This is a genomic window from Polynucleobacter hallstattensis (assembly GCF_018881835.1).
In the GTDB taxonomy this organism is placed as follows: domain Bacteria; phylum Pseudomonadota; class Gammaproteobacteria; order Burkholderiales; family Burkholderiaceae; genus Polynucleobacter; species Polynucleobacter hallstattensis.
Window position 1 is genome coordinate 407,026 of record NZ_JACVPO010000001.1, and the last position, 19,965, is coordinate 426,990.

Below are 19,965 nucleotides of genomic sequence, written 5' to 3' on the forward strand. Positions count from 1 at the left end.
CTATATTAGATTATTAACAATTTAAATAATATGTTGATATTTCTACCTTCAAATCCTCCTTAAGATTCGCAAACACTCCAACCCAGTCAAATACTGCTGGCTGTCTATACAATATTAACGATTGATACCAAGGGCTATCTTTTCTACCCAACATCCAGCGCCATGCTGGCACATAAGGTAGTAAGACACGAGTATCTTTACCTAAAGCACCCGCTAAGTGCACTGTAGTGTTATCGATTGATATAATCAAATCACAAGCCTGAATGATCGCAGCTAAGCCATCAATATCATCATACTTATTTACTGAATCTAAATTGACAACCGTAACGCCCAAGTCTTTTTCAACTTGGGCAATTTCTTCGTCAACCTCACCATACTGAAGGTTGACATATAAGAGATCGTCCTCAGCCAACATGCTGATAAAGTCTTTTAAGTGAACACTTCGGAAAAGCCCGGTTTTATCAGCTTTACTAAGCCAACTAATGCCACATAACTTTTTAGAATGTGGATTCTTCAGTCTAATCTCCTCTTGAATTTGAGAGACTCTTTTTTGATCAGCCTTCAGGTAGCCCTGTGAAAGTGGAATATTATGCAAGTTTGTTTTAAAAGCACGGGGGAGTGACATGATCGGACAGCGATAATCAAAGTGCGGCAGAGCATCATCTACACTTACTACTTCATATCTACCGTCAAGACTATTGAGCAAGGTCACTAACTTCTTAGGGGCCTCTAAAATCACATGGGCACCTAAATCTGAAAGAGGATTAACATAGCGACAAAATTGAATAATATCGCCAATACCCTGCTCAGCTTGCAATAAGATTGTTTTTCCTGACAATGATTGGGAGCCTAGCCAGAGGGGCTCAGAAAAGGATTTTGGATCTGGAAAAGATCTTATAAAACTGCCAAATTCAGTAGTACGCCAGCGCCATTCATATGACTCAAAACCCTCGTCAAACTGTCCATTTGCTAATAAAGTGTGAGCTTTGTTCATATGAGCTAGAGAATAATCAGGCCTCAAATAAATAGAACGCTCATAACTTGCTAATGCCTTTGAAATAAGCATCAAATCAATAAGTACATTTGCCCGATCCAAAAAAAGCTCAGGTGAATCAGGCTGCAAATTAACAGCGTAATCGAACATTACAAGTGCTTCATTAAATTTTCCTAAATCGCGCAAAGTATTACCGCAATTAATAAAGATCTTAAAATCGTTCGGATCTAGTTCAATTGAATTGGTGAAACTTGCCAAGGCTTCAGCATATCGCCCCTGCTTTCTTAATAGGACACCACGGTTCATATAAGCTTGGGCAAATTTTGGATTAATCCTAATAGCCTGATCATAACTTTCAAGCGCCTCAGAGTATCGACCAAGCTCTTTAAAAGTATTACCAAGGTGAGAATGAAAGGATGCTTGATGAGGACAAATTGAGATTGCCTTACTAAATAAAATTAAGGCTTGTTGATAATTTTTAAGGGAATAATCTACCAAACCAAGTAAATTAAGCGCACCACAATCATTTGGATCCTCTTGTAAAATCCTTTCGTAAATAACCCTTGCATCCTCAAAATTTCCAGCATGCAAGAGTGCTACCGCCTCCTCAATTTGGCTTTTTTTTAATTCAATTCGATTACCGCTCAAATTACCCCCTTTTTTCATTGCCAATATGAGTTTTACTTATCGCAGTCTGCACTATTTAAATCTTCGCTAAATTCGACTATATTAGATTATTAACAATTTAAACTATAAAATTATGTCTATCCTTCGCAATTTAAATAGAACTATCTTAGGCTTAATTACTATCAGTCTTTTTGCCTGCGGCAACAATGAGCCTGCACCTAAGGCGGAGGTTTGGCTACCAGATACGGCAACAGTCAAACTACCAATAGAAGAATATGCAGGAATTCCATTTAATACCAGTGGCCAGGAGGCGATTGAGAAATTTAAGTGCACCCAATATGACTTAACCTATAGCTGCAAAGTCAAAAATGGTGAAAAAGACGAAGATTTATGGCTAATCTACAATGAGGCTGGTCGTATGGTGCTCATGAAAAAAGAGTTGGGCTACTACAAGCAAGATGTGGCAGATGCCATTATTGAGCGCTTCACTATCAAATACGGCTTAGATTACAGTCCCTCTGAGGGCCAACAAAGCGCTTTTGCCTCAGGGGTTCGAAAGACCAAAAGCTATGTTTTTGGAGGCGGGCAAGTGGCCTTTCAGATTGGAAGAAGCCTCAATAACCGCAATGAATTGATGCTGGTCTATTTTTTTCCTGAAGATGTCGGTACAACCTTTGCCAAAAGCGTCATGAACTGAGTTATTTTGACTTAGGTTAGGCTGGATATGTTTGGCCTAATTTAGTTAAAGCAGGGGTTTACCTGGCTTGAGCTGGGTAGCAATGAAGTCGACTTGAGGAATTTCGCCCGGTGCGCCTGATTCCTTGGTGTCATAGGCCCACGCCAAAATTTGGGCGATTGCCTCAAACAGTGGTAACGGAATAGATTCTCCAATCTCTAGCTGACTATATAGGTAGCGCGCCAAAGGGGGGATTTGGGCAATAGGTACATTAAAGTCTTTTGCTACCTCTTGAATGCGTAAAGCCATCTGGTCTACCCCTTTTGCAACTACGATTGGAGCTGACATCTTTTCCATATCGTAGCGCAGTGCCACAGAATAGTGCTCTGGGTTGGCAAGTATGACGTCTGCCCGCTCAATGGCCGCCATCATCCTAGATGAAGAAATTTGCCTTTGCATTTGACGTAAGCGCTGCTTAATTTCAGGAGAACCTTCAGTCTCTTTACCCTCTTGCTTCATTTCTTCAGGACTCATCCGAATTTGCTTGCGAAAGTCAAACAATTGCAACCAAGAGTCCCCAACCGCAATCAATAACAAAGGTAAAAGCAACAGCATAAAACCATCCAAGATAAAAGACGATGTTTGCACTAGTGCTGCATCAAAGCCTAAATTAACGATCGAACGAATGTAAGTAAATAAACCCACTAAATAGGTAAAACCCACCCCCAACATGAGGGTAGTTTTAATAAAGTTTTTTAACAACTCACTTAAGGTTTTCAGGGTGAACATCCGCCCTATACCTGCGATGAAATCGAGTTTTTCCAACTTAAATTGGGGCGCAAAATAAGCGCGAAAGTTTACTAAAGATAGTGGGCCTAAAACGCCAATAATCCATAACGGAATGAGGAGCACAGCTAGGAGCAAGATAACCATTAGAAGCGATCCTCCAAACCATTCTTGCACATGATCAATCAACTTTGCAGGCTCTGAAAACTGGAAGATTGCTTGGGTCATCAATACCAACTGCTTGACTAACAAAGGGCCTATCCACACTAGAAATATGGTGAAAATAATCATCACAATAAAAGTGGTCAAATCACGGGATTGGGGTAATTGACCCTGCTCTCGAGCACGGGCAATGCGCCGCTCAGTCGGTTCTAGTTCCTTTTCTTGGGAGTTATCTCCTCCTTCTGCCACTTTTTATTCCCACCCATCATTCATAATATGGCTCAAGCTTACACCCTACGAGCCCATTATTCCTGAATTACTAGAGGTCAATGCAGCGTTGGAGTTAGGGTCTAGATTTGTTAAGGCAAGGTTTTTTTGAGTGTAGAGATTTTTTCTTGGGCATCATTGAGCTCTTGAGAGCTCAATGATGCCTTGAGCTTCACTACCTCTGCACCAGCCACTGGATTACCGGTGGAATCTGATATGGACATCCAAATATAAGCTTTTGGTAAATCTACCGCAATTTGGCCGCCATCCATATAGAGATGGGCTAAGTTGTATTGCCCCACTGCGCTCCCAGCCATGGCGGCTTTTTCAAACCAATAGAGGGCTAATTGCGGAGCATTGTCCAAAGTATCGATTTTTTGATACAAGACACCCAATTCAAGCATGGCTTCAATATTGCCCTTTTCGGCCGCACGATTTAACCAAACTAAGCCTTGCTCAATATTTTGTTTTGTGCCAATTCCTTGGATATACATCAAAGACAAATCATACTGAGCCTTGGTATCCCCAGATTCTGCGAGACCTTGAAATAATTGATAGGCCTTGGTGTAATCACCGGCGGCATAAGCTGACCTTGCCTGCTGGTAATCCGAACAAGCCAATAAAAGACCCCCAAAAGCCAGCAGCAATGAAATACGCAAGCCTTTTAACCAATTCAGTCTGGGCATGGCTAGCTCGGTTGAGTACGATAGTTAGCTATTACTTACTTTTTATTCGGAGGCGCAGGCTTCTTCTCTTCAGGCTCTTCGACATCCTCATCCGGAGGAGTATCGCTGGCCTTAGGCAAGTTCACTGGCAAGGCAGGCTCAATATAGTAACTTGCACCTAAATCCCCACCAATCATTCTGGCAAAGCCACCAAAATAACGGCGTCCCAGATCAGGGTAGTAAGGGGCAGCGACTAAATAACCTTTTGAGCGAATGCATGCACTATTGTTCATGCTACCCTCACAACTCGCAATCGCCGACAAGCGTCCAACCTCAAACTGCTCACCTAAGAAAAAGCCAGAGATCAGAATAACTAATGGCAGAATGAGCCAAAGCAGGAGCTTTTTAGCCAACTGTATTAAGGATTCAAGCTTTTCATTCATATCTGTTACTTTCCAATCAATGGATTATCAATGTTGCTCAGCCTTCTTAGGTGCACTTTGCACTAAATCTCCGGGTAGCTTTCGCCATGTCGCAATCGGTTCCTTATTATGCAACTTTGCATACACCTGAATAATTCTAGGATCTGCAGGATTCAGATTATCCTTCATTGCGTTATACATCCTTGCACCGGCAATTTGGTTGCCCTGCTCAATATAGGCGTTAGCAGCATTATAAAAATAACCGGCTGCCTTTTCTTGTTGCGGGTTACCAACAATGGACGATAGATAAAGATTGCCTAAATATTCGCATGCACTGGGATTCTGAATTTTAGCCGGCACAATAAAGTGCTTTTCCGCTAATAAATATTGTTTTTTAGCATAACGACGAAAAACGGTATTCGTTAAGATGAAATCAGGATGGGTCACGATCTCAGCTTGACGATCGTAGTACTTCATACGCTCAAAGGCAATTAATCCACGATAGTAGTTTGCCTGCACATCCCCATTCCCTGCTAGGGTATCGAGTTTTTCTAAGATCCCCAAAGCCTCCTTGCTATAACGCAGCACCTCATCCTCTGGCTCAATACATTTGGGATTTTTCACACAAGCAATCGCAACGATAGTTTTATCAAAACTACGTTTATAGCGTTTATAGAGTTTTTTTGCTTCACTCGCAGGCCCCACAAAAGGCTCTGAAGAAGTCTTAGCTTCTGTACTGCTCTTTTTTTGAATATTCTTGTCTTGAGCTTTAAGGTCTGAAGCTATGCTCACTAAGGGCACCATGATCATGAAGGCAAGAAGGATTCTAAAGAGCGATACCAAAACCTTACCTCGCAGGCTTGCCTGTAGCTGGTTTATCTACCTTTGAAGTATCCATTGCAGGTGCTATTGGCGGATCCTTAGATAAAAATTGGGCAGGCGCTCTCAAATTAGCCGGGATTTCTTGTGCTCCTTTTGGCAATTCCTCCTTCTGCCTCTCAATCGGTCTTTGTACTGGCTTCTCTTCTTTCTTAGGCTTTCTATTTAGAAGCGTGATTGAGATACGGCGATTTAAGGGGTCACTTAAATCAGCTGGATTTAAGGGAATGGTATCTGCGAAACCAATGACTTGGGCAACATTTGAAGGCGCCAAGCCTCCAGCAATCATTTCTCGGCGAGCTACATTAGCACGCTCACTAGAAAGCTCCCAGTTGGTGTAACCTGCTTCACCATTAGAGAATTTTGCAGCATCTGTATGGCCCTCAATACGAATCTTGCCTGGATTATCATTTAAAGACTTTCCAATTACACGCAATAAACGTCTTGCAGCAACACTAGGTACTACGCCGCCACTATTAAACAAAGGTTTACCTTTTTCATCTACCACCTGAATCCGTAGACCCTCGGAGGTGATGTCCATAAAGAGTTGTCCTTTGATATTCTTTAGCTCAGCATCAGATTCAACACTTTTTTCAATTTCTGATTTGACTGCCTCATTTTTAGTTCTGTCTTTACGGGCATTTTCAACATCAGTTACCGATGAGTCACTAATACGGCGTTGCTCAGTATCGGCATCAGCCTTGGCCTCAACCCCAGCTACCTTAGAAATATTGTCACCACCACCCTTGATAATCCGAGTAGTCTCGCCCGACCCTTGACCACCACTCATAGAAACGCGCATCGGATTTTGAAAATAGGAGGAGATACCAGCCAAGTCACCTGCTGTAGTGGATCCTAAAACCCACATCAACAAGAAGAAGGCCATCATCGCCGTCACGAAATCGGCGTAAGCAATTTTCCAGGCACCACCATGATGACCATGACCGCCTTTTTTAACGCGCTTAACGACAATAATTGGCGCGTCGGATTTAGCCATCGTGCTTACTTTCCTTTAGCAGCTTTGGTTCCTTCATCCAGCTCAGTAAATGTTGGACGTTGATAAGTAAAGAGTACTTTGCGTCCAAATTCAACCGCTGCTGCAGGGGGAAAATTATTCAGGCTCGCAAGCAAAATAGCTTTAATCGCCATGTAGGCCCTGGTTTCGGACTCGGCTTGCTGTTCGAGAACTTTGGCAACTGGTTGCACAAAAGCGTAGGCCAACAAAATACCTAAGAAGGTACCTACAAGCGCTGCACCAATGAGTTTACCCAACTCTGCTGGGGGTAAGCCAATGGAGCCCATGGTGTGAACCACACCCATCACCGCCGCCACAATACCAAATGCTGGTAGACCATCACCCACCATCGTGACCGATGCAACAGGTATATGGCTCTCTTGATGATGAACATCTAATTCTTGCTCCATCAAGCTTTCAATTTGAACTAGATCTAATGAACCACCAAGCATCATCCGCAAGTAGTCAGTAATGAAATCGACTAAATGGTGATCCTTCAAAATGTCTGGGTATGCCTCAAAGAGTGGGCTCGACTCTGGCTCCTCAATATCACCCTCTAAAGACATCAAACCATCACGTTTCACTTTCTGCAAAATCTCAAACATGAGACACAGTAAGTCCAAGTGCTTTTTCTTTTGGTCGCCAGCACCTTTAAAAGCCCCGCCCAGAGCTCCTAAAGTTTTCTTCAGATTGATGATGGTATTTGAGGCAATCATCGTACCAAGTGCAGCCCCAACAATGGTCAAAACCTCGGTAGGTTGCCATAAAACCGCTAGATGACCGCCATGCAGAGCATAGCCCCCTAGGGCACAACCCATCGCAATAATCCAGCCTAATGGAATATTCATACTTCTATTTACTCAATTTAAAGTTTTGAAAATAAGTTACTTTGCTGTAGTCTAGCAAACATTGCTTGAGCAGCGTTTAATAGGGTCTGTGACCTAGTAAAAGCTGCTGTTGCTTCAGCCATATCAGTATCTAAAAGCGCTGAGGATGCAGCAATCAATTCAGTTCTGACAGCGACTACCGTTGCTTGAGCATTATCCACCTGTTTGGAAATACCTCCACTAGTCTGTTGCGCTTGCATCAACCGCGTATACGAAGTGTCTAAACCACTCGACACCTCTGCACCAGTGTTGGTTGTCGTTAAGCCCTGAGATTTTTCTGTCAAATAGGTTACAAAAGCGTCTATATTTAGATAAATATTAGCATCTTCTGATTCTGACAAAGAGCCATCCGCGCCAAAAGCATCATTAAAAGCAACTCCAGAAGCCACAGTAACCCCCGGCTCGATTTGAACACTATTCACCGCATCGGGAAATATTGCATGGCCTGTTGAATCTGTTGCAGTCATTTGACTCTGAATAGCATCTCTTATTTGCTCAGCTTGAATAGCCAAAGCGGCAAAGTTAGACTCATTTAAAGAGGCGTTTTGAGACTGTATGAATGTCGTTTTAAGTTGAGTAAGTTGGTTTAGGATGCTATCCATTTGGGATTGCGCATCATTATGATTGTTTGTTGCGATTGCCTGATTAGATTTGAACATCTGAAGGCGAGATATATCAAAATCTAACTCAACCCCTCTTGAGATAGCGTAGACATTATCTGAGGCTTTAGTGTAATTCTTACCAGAACTGATTTTTTGTTGCCACGCAGTCGCGTCATTCAGAGCGGTATTCATAGAATCAACGCCGGCATTGATAACTTGGTTTGAGCTTATTCGAATAGACATTATTTATCCTAATTCATAATTGATAAAAGAGCAGTAAACATTTGGTTGTCTACTTGAAGCACTTTTGTAGATGCCGAATAGAGCTGTTGATACTTTAATAAATTTGCTGCCTCTTCATCCAAATTAACGCCTGAAATCGAATCTCGTTCATCAGTTAAAGTTTTTAAAACGGCTTGATCGGCTTTTTGACTACTTCTCCATGAGGCAACCTGAACACCCACATCACTTACTAAACTAGAAGTAGCATTTGCAAAAATAGATATTCTGTTTGAGGTTGTATTGGCCAGATCCGAAGTGATAATAGGCTCTCCATCATCATCAAAGTATGTCGATGGGTCTTGAGGCGCAATGGATACAAAATTACTGGCAACCAACCCTGCTGAAGTCATCGAATTACCAGAATCACCTAAATCAGAGTAAAGAGTAGTCATCCATGAGTCTAGGGCAATATCTGGTACATCATCAGCATAAGCAGTACTATCATCATCAAGATCAAAGATAGTGGCTGATCCCACTTCAAATCCAAAAAGTCCAACACCCGAGCTAGCACTAGCAGTTGCTGTATTTGCAACCTTGACCAATCCAATAGCCAACGAGTCTAATCGCTGATTAATTTTTGGTACAAAACTATTGGCCAACTCCAGCAATGCACCTGCTTGCCCACCGTCCAAGTCCTGAATATTTAATATGGTTGAATTATTAGTACCACTTCTCAAAGAATACGTACCACTGCTATTGATTAGCAATTCATTGGCCATGGCTCCTTCTACTAAGGCCATTCCATCTACTAATTGCGTAACCGTACCATCTCCATTAATCAGTGTTTGACCACCTACTAATTTTTGCAATTGCGAACTTAATCGATCACGCTCATCCAATAAATCAGCAGATGGTGTTGAATTTCCTGCACTAGTACTCTCAATAATTTTTTGATTGATTTGTGCTAGTGCTGGCAAGAGTGTATTGACTTGTTCTGCTGTATCAGATAATCCTTTTTTAGCATCATCTTCTATTTGCGAAACCAAGCTTGTCATCCCGGTCATACGCTGTGCAACATCATTTGCTGCTGCGGTAATAGCCGCTGCCTGTGATTTACTTGTTGGATCTGCTGCGTAAGTACCCATCGCATTAAAAAAGTTACTAATGGCTGAATTTAATCCAGTAGAAGCACCAGACACTAAGGTATCAATCGATTGGGTGTATTGCACTAATGTATCGCTGTAGCTAGACTTTGCCTCTTGATTTAATAGTTGACCATTAACTAACGCTGAGTACTGGCGTGTAAAACCACCAACCGCAAAGCTTGTGCCATTTAGCATCAAGTTATTGGGGGCCATTGCATTAATAGTTGCTGTTGCAGATCGGCGAGTAAAGCCATCTACTGATGCTCCAGCAACGTTTTGCGAGGTAATTAAGACCCCTGCTTGCGCTATATTAAGCGCAGCCATTGCTGAATCGGTGATTGAATAGACGCCCATATAATTTCCTTATTAAGGAGCACCCCCAAAGCCATTTGGTCTTTGCAAAGACTGCAATGTTTGCGCTGTAACTGGAGCTGAGCGAGGAGTATCTAATGGTTTTACGGCTACTTTTTCATTTCCGCTTAGCTTTCCTGCATTAGCCTGCGCAATTAACTGTTCAGCCATCTTATTTCCAAATCCGACACCCGGCCCCCTTGAGAGCATATCGGCCACATGGTCATCCATCATCTCTAAATACGATTTAGACGCGCTACTTTGCCCATCCATTCCATTTAAGCTGGTATTGCGTGCAGAACTAAGCATCTGCCTAATTAAAGTGCGCTCAAAACCCTGTGCAGCCTGCTTTAATTTAGCCTCATCGGTTAAGTTAGTTGATGTAGTTTTTGTAGCTGCACCTTGTAAAAGTCTAGCTACATCATGATTCATTGAAGGTGTTAATTGATTAACATCCATTAAATCACCTCTAATTCTGCCCGTAGCGCACCAGCGGCTCTCAGTGACTGTAAGATTGAAATTAAATCCTGCGGGGTTGCCCCCATCATATTGAGTGCTTTAACCACTTGGTCTAAGGATGCGCCACCTGGAACTGAAATCAAACTATTTTCTTTCCCACTATCACTAATAGTGGCAGTATCTTCCGTAGCGGTTGTTGTCTGGCCACGGCTGAAAGGCAATGGCTGACTAACCGTTTGAGACTGCTGTATTTTGACGGTTAAATTTCCATGGGCAACTGCTGAAGGTGATAATCGGACCGCTTGATTCATAACAACAGATCCGGTACGCGAATTTAATATCACCCGCGCAGGTTGACTACCCATCAGCACATCTAAATCTTGTAACGCTGCCATAAATGCTGTTCTTTTTAATGGCTCTGTTGGCACACGTACATTAAGTGATCTGGCATCAATCGGTAATGCAGTACCAATCCCAAAGCGACGACCAATCGTCTCAGCCGTTCTTTGCATTAAAGAAAAATCAGCTTGACGTAAATCGAGTTGCACAAATTCATCAACTAGCAGAGCTGGCACAGCCCTCTCTACAATACCGCCTGAAGGGATTCGACCGGCAGATAAATGGTTAACCGAGGTTGAGGCCCCACCTGATGCAGCCCGTGAGCCTCCGATGACAACGTTACCCTGAGCCTGTGCATAAACCTGACCATCAGCAGCTTTGAGCGGTGTCATCACTAAGGTGCCGCCTTTTAAGCTAGTGGCATTACCCAAAGAAGACACTGTTACATCTAACTGCTGTCCAGGCCTAGAAAGCGCTGGAAAATCTGCAGTAACCATTACCGCTGCCGTATTACGAAGCTGTGTTTGGTTTCCAGTTGACGGCAAAGTAACGCCTAGTACTCCGATCATCTGCAGAACACTTTGGAGAGTAAATGGCGTCTGCGTTGTTTGGTCGCCTGTTCCATCCAAGCCAACTACTAAACCGTAGCCCACTAACTGGTTTGATCTTTGCCCAGCGATATCAGTAAAGTCTTTGATGCGATCAGCTAGGCAGTTGCCGCTAAAGAAAGCTGAGCTGACTAATATTAGTAAGCCTTTAGTCCATCGAGAAGTTATGTTATTCATCTTCATTAGAAAGGTGCGAGCTTCAGCATTAAACGCGTAAACCATCCGGTACCCTGGGTGTCATCTGTCGCACCGCGTCCGCGATACTCTATTCGAGCATCAGCTACTTGCTGTGAAGAGACTTGATTAAACACAAGAGTATTGGGGTTCACGATACCGCCAAAACGAATAATTTCCTCTTCATTACTAACGGCAACTTGTTTTTCGCCAGCAACAACTAAGTTACCATTAGAAAGAATCTCTACAACAGTTACAGTGATCGTACCAGCAAAGGTATTACTAGCGGCACTGGTACCTGCGCCCTCACTCTTGATATCTCCGGTACCGCTAAAGTTTGCTGCGTTTGCAAGACTAAACATAGCGCCATTGAATGTCGGACTGTTATTACCAAAGGTGGATGTGCCATTTGCTTTTCTAGCTGCCGTCATACCAGAATTTTTCGCTGCGCTAGTAGTTTCATTCAACACCACTGTGAGAGTGTCTCCTACGTTTCGAGCGCGACGATCCTCAAAAAGTGGTCGATGACTCACTGCATTAATATAGGGTCCACCTGAATTAGCTGGATATAAGCTTCCCATGTTTGCAGATGTTTCCTGAATAGGGCGGGGCCTTGCAGTCGTGGGTGTTGATAATAAAGACGGGCGATCTGCACTAGCACAAGCGCCTAATAAGATGGCGCTCATGGCACTCACAAAGACGTATCGTAATGATCTACCAAGTTTCATCATCATTGACCTAAATTAGAGACGCGCTGCAAAATTTGATCAGAGGCAGATACAGCTCTGGTGTTTATCTCATATGCTCTCTGCGCTGCTATTAAATTCACAAGCTCTTCAGCCACATTCACATTGGACTGCTCAATATAGTACTGATTCATCGTACCAAAACCATTTAATCCTGGTAAACCATTCGTTGCATTACCGGATGCTGGCGATGCAATATAGTTTCCGCCACCAAGTGCAACTAAGCCCGCAGGATTAATGAAGTTAGCCATGGATAATTGACCAACTTGCGTAATAGTTCCGTTTTGATTCGTAGCTTGTACCACACCTGAAAGGCTTATAGTAACGCCCGTTGCGGTAATCGGAATAGTCAATCCAGGTGAAACTACATTTCCGGATGATGTGACAATTTGTCCCGTTGCACTTGTACTAAACTGGCCATTACGGGTATAGGCAGTAGTTCCATCAGCAAGTGCAATTTGAAAAAAGCCATTACCGTTAATAGCAAGGTCATATTGATTACCTGTTTTAAATAATGTACCTTGTAAATTATTACGCTCAGTAGAGGTAATCGCTGATCCAGATCCAATCTGCAGACCTGTTGGCAAAAGATTTTGCGCATTTGCTGCTGAGCCAGCAGCGCGAACAGTGGTGTAGAGCAAATCCTGAAATAACGGCTGGACCCGCTTATATGCAGTTGTAGATGAGTTAGAAAGATTATTAGCAATCGTATCTAGATTCATCTGCTGGGCATCCATGCCCGTCTTAGCTATCCATAATGAGCGTATCATTTTTTATCTTCTTATATTAGCTACGTGATAGTGATAACAGCGTGGTAGCGGATCTTGCATTTTGATCGGCCATCGTGATCGAGCGGGTATTTAAATCAAACAATCGGCTTTGACCAATCATCTGCACCATCGCCATGGTTGGATTAACATTACTTTGCTCAAAAGCCCCCTGTACTACTTTGACACGCGAGTCAGAGGCTGCTTGCTCTCCTGGTAGATCAAATAAGCCATCTTCCGCGCGCACTAAATTATTGGTATTGGGGTTAACTAGCTTTAACTTGCCGACTTGATTGAGAAATTGTGTTCCAGGAACCTGGGTATAAATTGCGCCATCCTCAGCTATTTGCATTATTGAGCCCGATGGAATTGTGATGCTACCTCCATCACCGACCACTGGTATATCCTTGCCGATACTCAAAATTCCTTGATCATTCACCATGAACTTACCAGCGCGGGTATATGCCTCTTTCCCGTCAGGCCTACGCACTGCAAAAAATCCATCGCCTTTAATAGCTGCGTCTAGAGGATTTGAGGTTGTTTGCAATGGCCCGCCTGTAAAGTTACTCCCGGGGGTAGTTTCAACAGAAAATACCCTGGTATCTGCGCCGTTTCCTGTAAATGGTTCACCATCGCCTTTGAGAGGCACAGCACGAAATGCGCTTATCACTTCCCTAAAACCGGGCGTTAAGCTATTTGCCAGATTATTAGAGGTAACAGCCAACTGATTAGTTGAAGCTGTTGCCCCTGTCATGGAAGTGTAAGCGTATCGATTAATCATAAATTAGATCGTGCTGCTTATCGACCCATATTAATTGCATCATCAATCAATGTGGAAGCCTGTAGTTTCAAAGCTTGCGAAGTTGCTGAATATTGTCTTTGCAATACCATCAACTGAACTAGTTGAGATGTTAGGTCCACGTTTGATGCCTCTAGTGCCTTTGATCGTACCTGACCCAACAAACCACTTCCAGGCGCACTCAAAATCGGCTCACCAGATGTATCTGTTGCCGTAAAAGTATTGCTACCATTTGGCATTAAACCATCAAGATTATTAAACTGTGCCAGTATTAACTGTCCCTTAACAAGGGTTTCACCGTTGTCATAAGTGGCAATTAATTTTCCATCACTATCAATTGCATAACTAGATAAATTTGATACCGTGTGACCATCCTGACTGTTAGCGTAAGTTTGTGAAGGAGCAGTTAACGCTGACATATCGTCACTAGTAATCGTAAATTGCATAATTCCGTAATCATCTGTACGCCCGTAATCACCAGCAACGCTTGAACTTAATGCATTTATATAAAGACTTGTTGATGCATCATTTTCAGGTGTTCCATCTGAACCCAATTGCAGGGTATCGATATTTTTACCCCCCATAAAGGCCATGGTACCAATGGACATTTGCTGAGTGTAGGTTGAAAGATCGCTTTGCTGAATAAAATCCACATCACCATCAGTATCTGGGTCGTGTCCGACTTTGTTGCCATCAATAGTTGCGTATACTTCAAAACGATCGACTGATGCTGTATATCTTGGAGTAGTAGTGTAAACACCGTTTGTCGCTACCCCTACTCTTGTTTGAGTAATTGGGACATGGGTTCCATCAGATAATGTCAGATCATAGGTTGATCCAATAGTATTTAAAGTACCTCCAGTCAGCGTTTTCACAGCTCCAGTAATTGTGACGTCCTCAGTATTAATCGACTCACCACTGCCAAGTGCTCTTGCACCTGATGTAGTAACGTACTTTTTATCCTCACCTTTGTAGGTACTTGCGATTAATGCTAATTGCTCGTTATCTGGACAAGTTATTGACTGAGTTGGATTATAGGAATAGCCGCCATCATCGTCTAGTTCTAATGTTAATTCCTGAGATGAGACTTGCTTATAGTACAAGGCCAATATGTGTGCGGTACCATTTTGATCGTATAAAGTTTGCGATGTGGCTTGGCTGTAGGTACTGCTATTAGTGGGACTAAAGGCATAGTCCAATGCTCCATTCCTAGTATCCAAGTTCATAGCCATTACAGAATTTTGAGTAGGCTGCGATGGAAGAGGCGTTTGATCTAATGTCATTACAGATTTTGCGCCAGCAATAATATTTCCAGCCTCATCTGATGGGTAGCCCACTACCAACAAACCACTTGGATTGACCATTCGGTTTTCACTATCGGTTCCGAATTGTCCGTTACGTGTGTATTCAAACTTACTTGGACTTTCTGTTGGAACAGTTCCAACAACATCTTTTGCTAGCATGAACATACCAGGGCCAGTAATCGCTAAATCCAATGGATTTTGTGTAGATGTTACCGATCCATAGGATTGATCTCTTCTAATAGCCTGTTGTTGTGAGCCCATACCAACGCGGTCTTTTGCCTGAGCATCATTTGCCTTGAAATACATATCAGCAAATACAAACTGACCGTTTTTATATCCAACAGTTTGAGCATTGGCAATATTATTGCTGACAACGTCAATCGCTTGTGAAGTTGTTGTCAAGCCTGCTAATCCGATTCCATATCCCATTTTCGACTCCTTATCGTAATTTCTTTATTAATTTAATTGACCCATTGCTGGATTGTTGATGCATTGATCTGTCTTCCATCTTGCAAGGTGAGTAGCGTTTCACCTTTAGCCCCCTTAGTTACTGCAGCTACCGGGGATGCCACATAAGCTGTTAGAGACTCAGTTCCACCAGCTGTATTTGTTCCGCTAATACTAATGCTGTATGTACCTGCGGCGACTGCATTGCCGTCAGCATCAGTACCATCCCATGCAAAATTTTTCATTCCAGCAACTACAGCACCTAGACTTGCGCTATTGATTACATTGCCACTAGCATCTTTAATTGTTGCCACTGCTGAGCTCATCGGATTTGCAGCATTTGCACCCAAGATCACTGGGCTTGTTCCATCAAATGAGATTGTGTTTCCTGCCACTGCTGGACTATGCCCTATGAGAGAGGCTTGATTCATAAAGTCAACACTCTGCATTTGATTGAGCATGGCAGTCATTGAGGTGTTCATGTTGCTCATGCTCGTCACCATATTGAGCTGAGACATTTGTGCCGTCATGGTTGATGCATCCATTGGAGCCATTGGATCTTGATTTTGAATTTGCGCTATTAGTAACTTCAAAAAATTCTGGGTTTCATCTTGCGCTGTTGTTCCAATAGAGGAATTAGTACCCGCACTCTTAGCTACGGCTGGATCGTACACCGGAATGTTGCTCATTGGACCTGTTGTTGTCATATATTCCTCAGCTCTTCATCTATTCAAAAATTTAGCGGCCTAAATCTAAAGTCTTCAGCATCAATTGGCGTGAAACATTCATCGCTTCAATATTCATTTGATACGATCGTGATGCTGAAATCATATTCACCATCTCTTCGACTGGGTTTACATTAGGCATTTCCACATATCCAGCCGCATTGGCCTTTGGATGTCCTGGTCGATACTCCATTCGGAGTGGGGCATCGCTCTCTACAATGCTTTTCACAGCAACCCCTGATCCTGGAGAGCCTGGTTTCATCAATGCACTAAATTCAACCTGACGTGCGCGATATGGACGACCATCAGGGCCAGAAACACTCTCTGCATTAGCAATATTGGATGCGGTCACATTCAAACGCATAGCTTGCGCCGCTAGACCGGAAGACCCAATATCATAAGCAGCCAATAGACTCATGAGGGCTGTCCTTTAATTGCGGTCAAGCGACTATTCAGTGTGCCACCCAAGAAAAGGAGTGCAGCCTCGGTAAATACAGAGTTTTTCGTAAATTCACTTAACTCCACGTCACTATCTACTGTGTTGTCATCTTTAGACGGCTGGTTTGGTACTCTAAAGAGCAGACGAGGGTCATCTTTATTATTGCTGCCATCAATATGTCCGGCATGAGTTGTCGCCATGGAGACACCTGTTGAAGGCAACTTGCCTTCCAACTGCGCCTTCAATACGTCAGCAAAACGAATATCCCTGGCCTTAAAGCCGGGAGTATCTGAGTTTGCTAAGTTATTACTCAAGATTTGCTGGCGAAAAGTACGCAGTTTCAGCGCAGTTTCACCAAACATTAATGAGTCGTATTGCGGCACTGCATTCATTTCATCTCCTCCCTATTAGGGAATGATCTAAACCGAGGGGAAATTCCTCATGAGTAGATATGCAAGGAGCGTGCCAGTTTTCGGAAAATAGGGATACATGTCCACCCTTTTCTAGCAAGGGCCGGAATAATTCCAAGAAACATAAGCTAGAGCCCTTAATAGGCAAAAATTGCCTATTAAGGGCTAGTCTTGGCAATAATTACCAAAAAAGATGGTGGATATCTGCGAAAAGCTAAAAGTAGGAGTGTTATCTAAATTGAGCTCCCAGCTCAAGTTCGACTCTTTTTAGCACGCTTGACCAATCTCCCAATTGGTCCTGCCTAAAGATTTTTATTGTTGGATACCACGGTGAAGACTCAGTATCTATAAACCAACGCCAATCAGCATTGTCACTAAGCAATAGCCATGCTTTCTTGCCCATAGCCCCAGCAAGATGGGCAATACTAGTATCCACGGTAATGACTAGGTCTAAGCAGTCAATTAAGGCCGCGGTTTCATTAAAATCAATTAGGTAGCTAGCATAATTTGAAATAAACGCATTTCTTTCTAATACCTTTAAGTCAAAATCACTTAATTCCTTCTGCAGACTCACATACTGCAAATCGCTAGGTAAAAATGGAATTAACTGAAGTAAGGGGATACTTCTATTAGCATTCTCTTTAAATAAGGTGTTGCCACTCCATACCAATCCAATACGGGGTTTTTGCTTTGTACCAAGCCTATTCTTCCACTCCGATACTTTAAGCGGACTACTAAAAATATAAGGATTATCAGCGTGAATATCAATACATTTTTCTTGCAAAACAAAAGGGAGGCTTAGTAGCGAACTTCTATAGTCAGACTCTGGTAATGCCCCCTCAATACTAACTATGCTCCACAATGGATTTGATTCTGATAACAAGTCAACTAAAGATTTTTGAACTGCTACAGTTACTCTAGCATTCAGATTGGCAATTTTTTTCACATAACGATAAAACTGAATAGTGTCACCTATCCCCTGCTCACTGAATAGTAAGACAGACTTATTTGCTAATTGATCCACTTCAATATAGCTATATTGAAGTTCTTGTCTCACCAAAGGAAATGCTGGGGACTTTTTTAATCTAGCCTCATACAACATCCAGCCCTCTTCAAATCTCCCTAATTTTAGTAATACTAGCCCCTTATTCCATAGGGCCTCAGAATAATCAGGCTTCAGCCGAATTGCACAATCAAAGCTTTCAATAGCGGCATCAAAATACTTACCCCCTAATTGGGCAATACCGCGATTATTAAAAGCCTCAGAAAAATCATCTTTTAGTTTAATTGCCTGATCAAAGCTGTTAATGGCATCATTAAAATATTTCTTTTCTAATTGAGCAAGACCGCGATAATAAAAGCTCATTGAATCTTGTGAGCTGAGCTCAATTGCCTGATCAAAGCTATTGATGGCGCTATCAAAATATTTCTTTTCTAGTTGAGCAAGACCTCGCTTCGTGTAATAAAGCACAACAGATGGATTTAAGGATATTGCCAAATCAAAACTTGCGATTGATTCATCCAATAAGCCTTCTTGGTGTAGCGCACATCCAAGATTTACATGAAATTCAGGGACATTATTATGAGGCGATGCTGAAATTGCCTTATTAATGAGCTCTATTGCATGCGGATATTCTTTTTTTTGCAAAGCGATCAGGCCAAGCAAATTCATAGCATCGATATGCCCCGGATCTTTAATTAGAATTTTTTCATAAATTAAACTAGCCTCCTCAAGCATTCCATGTTGATGAAATGCAATAGCCATATCTACCAAATCAAATATTTGGGATTGACTATTTAATTCGGAAACAATCTTCTGAGAAATACTAATATTCCCACCAGATTGATTCGAAATCTTTTTGATTTGATTCATTATTTTATTAATCGCTTAGCATCAAACTATAGCTACTTAGTTTCTTTAACCAATCTGTCACCCTTAGGTTGCAGAGGTCGTGCATTCATCGGATAAATGCGATCAAAATTCTTTACTTGAGCCTCGCTAATGTAAATTGGATTTTTGAGTACAAGCCAGAGAACGTTTTCAGTACACGGCGGCGTTGTTAAAGATCCCATGTAAGTGAAGTAGCTTCTATCTGTTGGCAATATTTGATTGATATCAATCATGACGCCAGGAGTTTCGGCTTTGCCTTTGACCAATGGAACGTTGTTCCAAAGAGTGCTAATAAGAGAATTCTCTTTTGCAGCATCCTCGCCCCACCAGTATTTTCTGAGCGCTACTGGTTTCACAGTACTCAATAAAACCGCCACTACTGCTAGACTACCATCATGATGCTGATGCACTAAATGTGCCACCATATCACTACGCTCACCATTAATTGCCTCTTCGCCAGGTTTGTGAAAGTGAAACTGAACCAGTCGATATTGCCTACCATCTACCATCAAATTACTGCCTTCGCCGTAATTCACCATGATGGTATGGCCGTTATCGATAATAGTCAGAGGCGATGCCCTGTAAATAAACTCTATTGGGTTTAATTCTGCTTTGACAGCCCTATCAATATTGATGTTGATAGGAGATTGGCTCTTTCCCTTAAGGCAAGCTAAATTATCTTTACTTAAATTACCCCAATTATCTGGACCACCTGGTCCATCAAAATAGGTCCAATGATGAGTATGTATGTCTTTTTCGACGGGCTTGGTAGATGGCTTAGCTACGGACTTTGGCTTCACCTCTGCAGAGATCATGGCAGTGCTGTTAACAGCCAGATCACTAGTTCGGATAATGATGTCACCAGACCCTTTGTTAATTTTACTAGTCAATGCCTTGCTCATCTCTTCGTCACTGGAAGGGGATGGGGATACAGTAACCTTGGCTTTATCAGCTATCTTCTCAACTTTATTTACTGTATTGGGGGTTGGCGCAGGATCGGAGCCCATTACCGGCTGCGTCAGCACAAGGCTAATAGCTAGGGCTATGACCATAGCAAAGGGACTGAGGATTCTATTCATCATGATCCTGCTTACGGCAATATTTGTAATTTCGTTTAAGAAAGATTTACAAATATATTTTCAGATGACTCGAATATC

General features: G+C 42.4%; 21 protein-coding genes. 1 reads left to right on the forward strand and 20 read right to left on the reverse strand.

Annotated features, from left to right (window positions below; translation table 11 throughout):
- Positions 1–13 precede the first annotated feature (13 nt).
- Positions 14–1,660, reverse strand: coding sequence for a tetratricopeptide repeat-containing glycosyltransferase family protein (locus ICN26_RS02085; protein WP_216266483.1), 1,647 nt, complete (start codon positions 1,658–1,660; stop codon positions 14–16).
- A 94-nt stretch (positions 1,661–1,754) separates the two neighbouring features.
- Between ICN26_RS02085 and ICN26_RS02090 the strand changes: the two genes are divergently transcribed.
- Complete coding sequence (locus ICN26_RS02090; protein WP_216266485.1) at positions 1,755–2,318, forward strand: hypothetical protein; 564 nt, start codon at positions 1,755–1,757, stop codon at positions 2,316–2,318.
- Positions 2,319–2,363: 45 nt separating this feature from the next.
- On the opposite strand, the gene ICN26_RS02095 is transcribed toward ICN26_RS02090, so the two are convergent.
- The 19 genes from ICN26_RS02095 to ICN26_RS02185 form a co-directional block, all read right to left on the reverse strand.
- A complete protein-coding gene (locus tag ICN26_RS02095) occupies positions 2,364–3,494 on the reverse strand; it encodes an EscU/YscU/HrcU family type III secretion system export apparatus switch protein (RefSeq protein WP_216266487.1) in 1,131 nt (376 codons plus the stop codon).
- Between the two features lie 110 nt (positions 3,495–3,604).
- Complete coding sequence (locus ICN26_RS02100; protein WP_216266489.1) at positions 3,605–4,198, reverse strand: tetratricopeptide repeat protein; 594 nt, start codon at positions 4,196–4,198, stop codon at positions 3,605–3,607.
- Positions 4,199–4,233: 35 nt separating this feature from the next.
- A complete protein-coding gene (locus tag ICN26_RS02105; RefSeq protein WP_215356000.1) occupies positions 4,234–4,620 on the reverse strand; it encodes a hypothetical protein in 387 nt (128 codons plus the stop codon).
- Between the two features lie 27 nt (positions 4,621–4,647).
- On the reverse strand, positions 4,648–5,391 hold the full coding sequence (locus tag ICN26_RS02110; protein ID WP_216266491.1) for a hypothetical protein: 744 nt from the start codon (positions 5,389–5,391) through the stop codon (positions 4,648–4,650).
- Between the two features lie 55 nt (positions 5,392–5,446).
- On the reverse strand, positions 5,447–6,475 hold the full coding sequence (gene motB / locus ICN26_RS02115) for a flagellar motor protein MotB (protein WP_215355997.1): 1,029 nt from the start codon (positions 6,473–6,475) through the stop codon (positions 5,447–5,449).
- A gap of 5 nt (positions 6,476–6,480) precedes the next feature.
- Positions 6,481–7,341, reverse strand: a complete 861-nt coding sequence (gene motA / locus ICN26_RS02120) for a flagellar motor stator protein MotA (protein WP_046329702.1) — start codon at positions 7,339–7,341, stop codon at positions 6,481–6,483.
- Between the two features lie 17 nt (positions 7,342–7,358).
- Entirely contained in the window at positions 7,359–8,225 is an 867-nt protein-coding gene (locus ICN26_RS02125; protein ID WP_216266493.1) for a flagellin N-terminal helical domain-containing protein, read from the reverse strand.
- Positions 8,226–8,233: 8 nt separating this feature from the next.
- Positions 8,234–9,703 carry a flagellar hook-associated protein FlgK gene (flgK, locus tag ICN26_RS02130; RefSeq protein ID WP_216266495.1) on the reverse strand — a complete coding sequence of 490 codons (1,470 nt, stop codon included), beginning with the start codon at positions 9,701–9,703 and terminating at the stop codon, positions 8,234–8,236.
- A 12-nt stretch (positions 9,704–9,715) separates the two neighbouring features.
- On the reverse strand, positions 9,716–10,159 hold the full coding sequence (locus ICN26_RS02135; RefSeq protein WP_216266497.1) for a hypothetical protein: 444 nt from the start codon (positions 10,157–10,159) through the stop codon (positions 9,716–9,718).
- Entirely contained in the window at positions 10,159–11,283 is a 1,125-nt protein-coding gene (locus ICN26_RS02140; RefSeq protein WP_216266499.1) for a flagellar basal body P-ring protein FlgI, read from the reverse strand. Before ICN26_RS02140 ends, ICN26_RS02135 begins: the two co-directional genes overlap by 1 nt.
- 5 nt (positions 11,284–11,288) lie before the next feature.
- Complete coding sequence (locus ICN26_RS02145; RefSeq protein WP_216266501.1) at positions 11,289–12,014, reverse strand: flagellar basal body L-ring protein FlgH; 726 nt, start codon at positions 12,012–12,014, stop codon at positions 11,289–11,291.
- Positions 12,011–12,796: a flagellar basal-body rod protein FlgG gene (gene flgG, locus ICN26_RS02150; protein WP_046329698.1), complete on the reverse strand. Its 786-nt coding sequence runs from the start codon at positions 12,794–12,796 to the stop codon at positions 12,011–12,013. The genes ICN26_RS02145 and flgG overlap by 4 nt, the downstream gene beginning before the upstream one ends.
- A gap of 16 nt (positions 12,797–12,812) precedes the next feature.
- Positions 12,813–13,574 carry a flagellar basal body rod protein FlgF gene (locus tag ICN26_RS02155; RefSeq protein WP_215355983.1) on the reverse strand — a complete coding sequence of 254 codons (762 nt, stop codon included), beginning with the start codon at positions 13,572–13,574 and terminating at the stop codon, positions 12,813–12,815.
- Positions 13,575–13,591: 17 nt separating this feature from the next.
- Positions 13,592–15,325, reverse strand: a complete 1,734-nt coding sequence (locus ICN26_RS02160) for a flagellar hook protein FlgE (RefSeq protein ID WP_216266503.1) — start codon at positions 15,323–15,325, stop codon at positions 13,592–13,594.
- 32 nt (positions 15,326–15,357) lie between these two features.
- A complete protein-coding gene (locus tag ICN26_RS02165) occupies positions 15,358–16,050 on the reverse strand; it encodes a flagellar hook assembly protein FlgD (protein WP_216266505.1) in 693 nt (230 codons plus the stop codon).
- Positions 16,051–16,081: 31 nt separating this feature from the next.
- The gene (gene flgC, locus ICN26_RS02170; protein ID WP_215355978.1) at positions 16,082–16,486 is read right to left on the reverse strand and encodes a flagellar basal body rod protein FlgC; all 405 of its coding nucleotides are present in this window, start codon (positions 16,484–16,486) and stop codon (positions 16,082–16,084) included.
- Positions 16,483–16,899, reverse strand: coding sequence for a flagellar basal body rod protein FlgB (flgB, locus tag ICN26_RS02175; RefSeq protein ID WP_215355976.1), 417 nt, complete (start codon positions 16,897–16,899; stop codon positions 16,483–16,485). The genes flgC and flgB overlap by 4 nt, the downstream gene beginning before the upstream one ends.
- A 247-nt stretch (positions 16,900–17,146) precedes the next feature.
- Complete coding sequence (locus ICN26_RS02180; RefSeq protein WP_216266507.1) at positions 17,147–18,790, reverse strand: tetratricopeptide repeat protein; 1,644 nt, start codon at positions 18,788–18,790, stop codon at positions 17,147–17,149.
- A gap of 32 nt (positions 18,791–18,822) precedes the next feature.
- Positions 18,823–19,887: a carbonic anhydrase gene (locus ICN26_RS02185; protein WP_216266508.1), complete on the reverse strand. Its 1,065-nt coding sequence runs from the start codon at positions 19,885–19,887 to the stop codon at positions 18,823–18,825.
- Positions 19,888–19,965 lie beyond the last annotated feature (78 nt).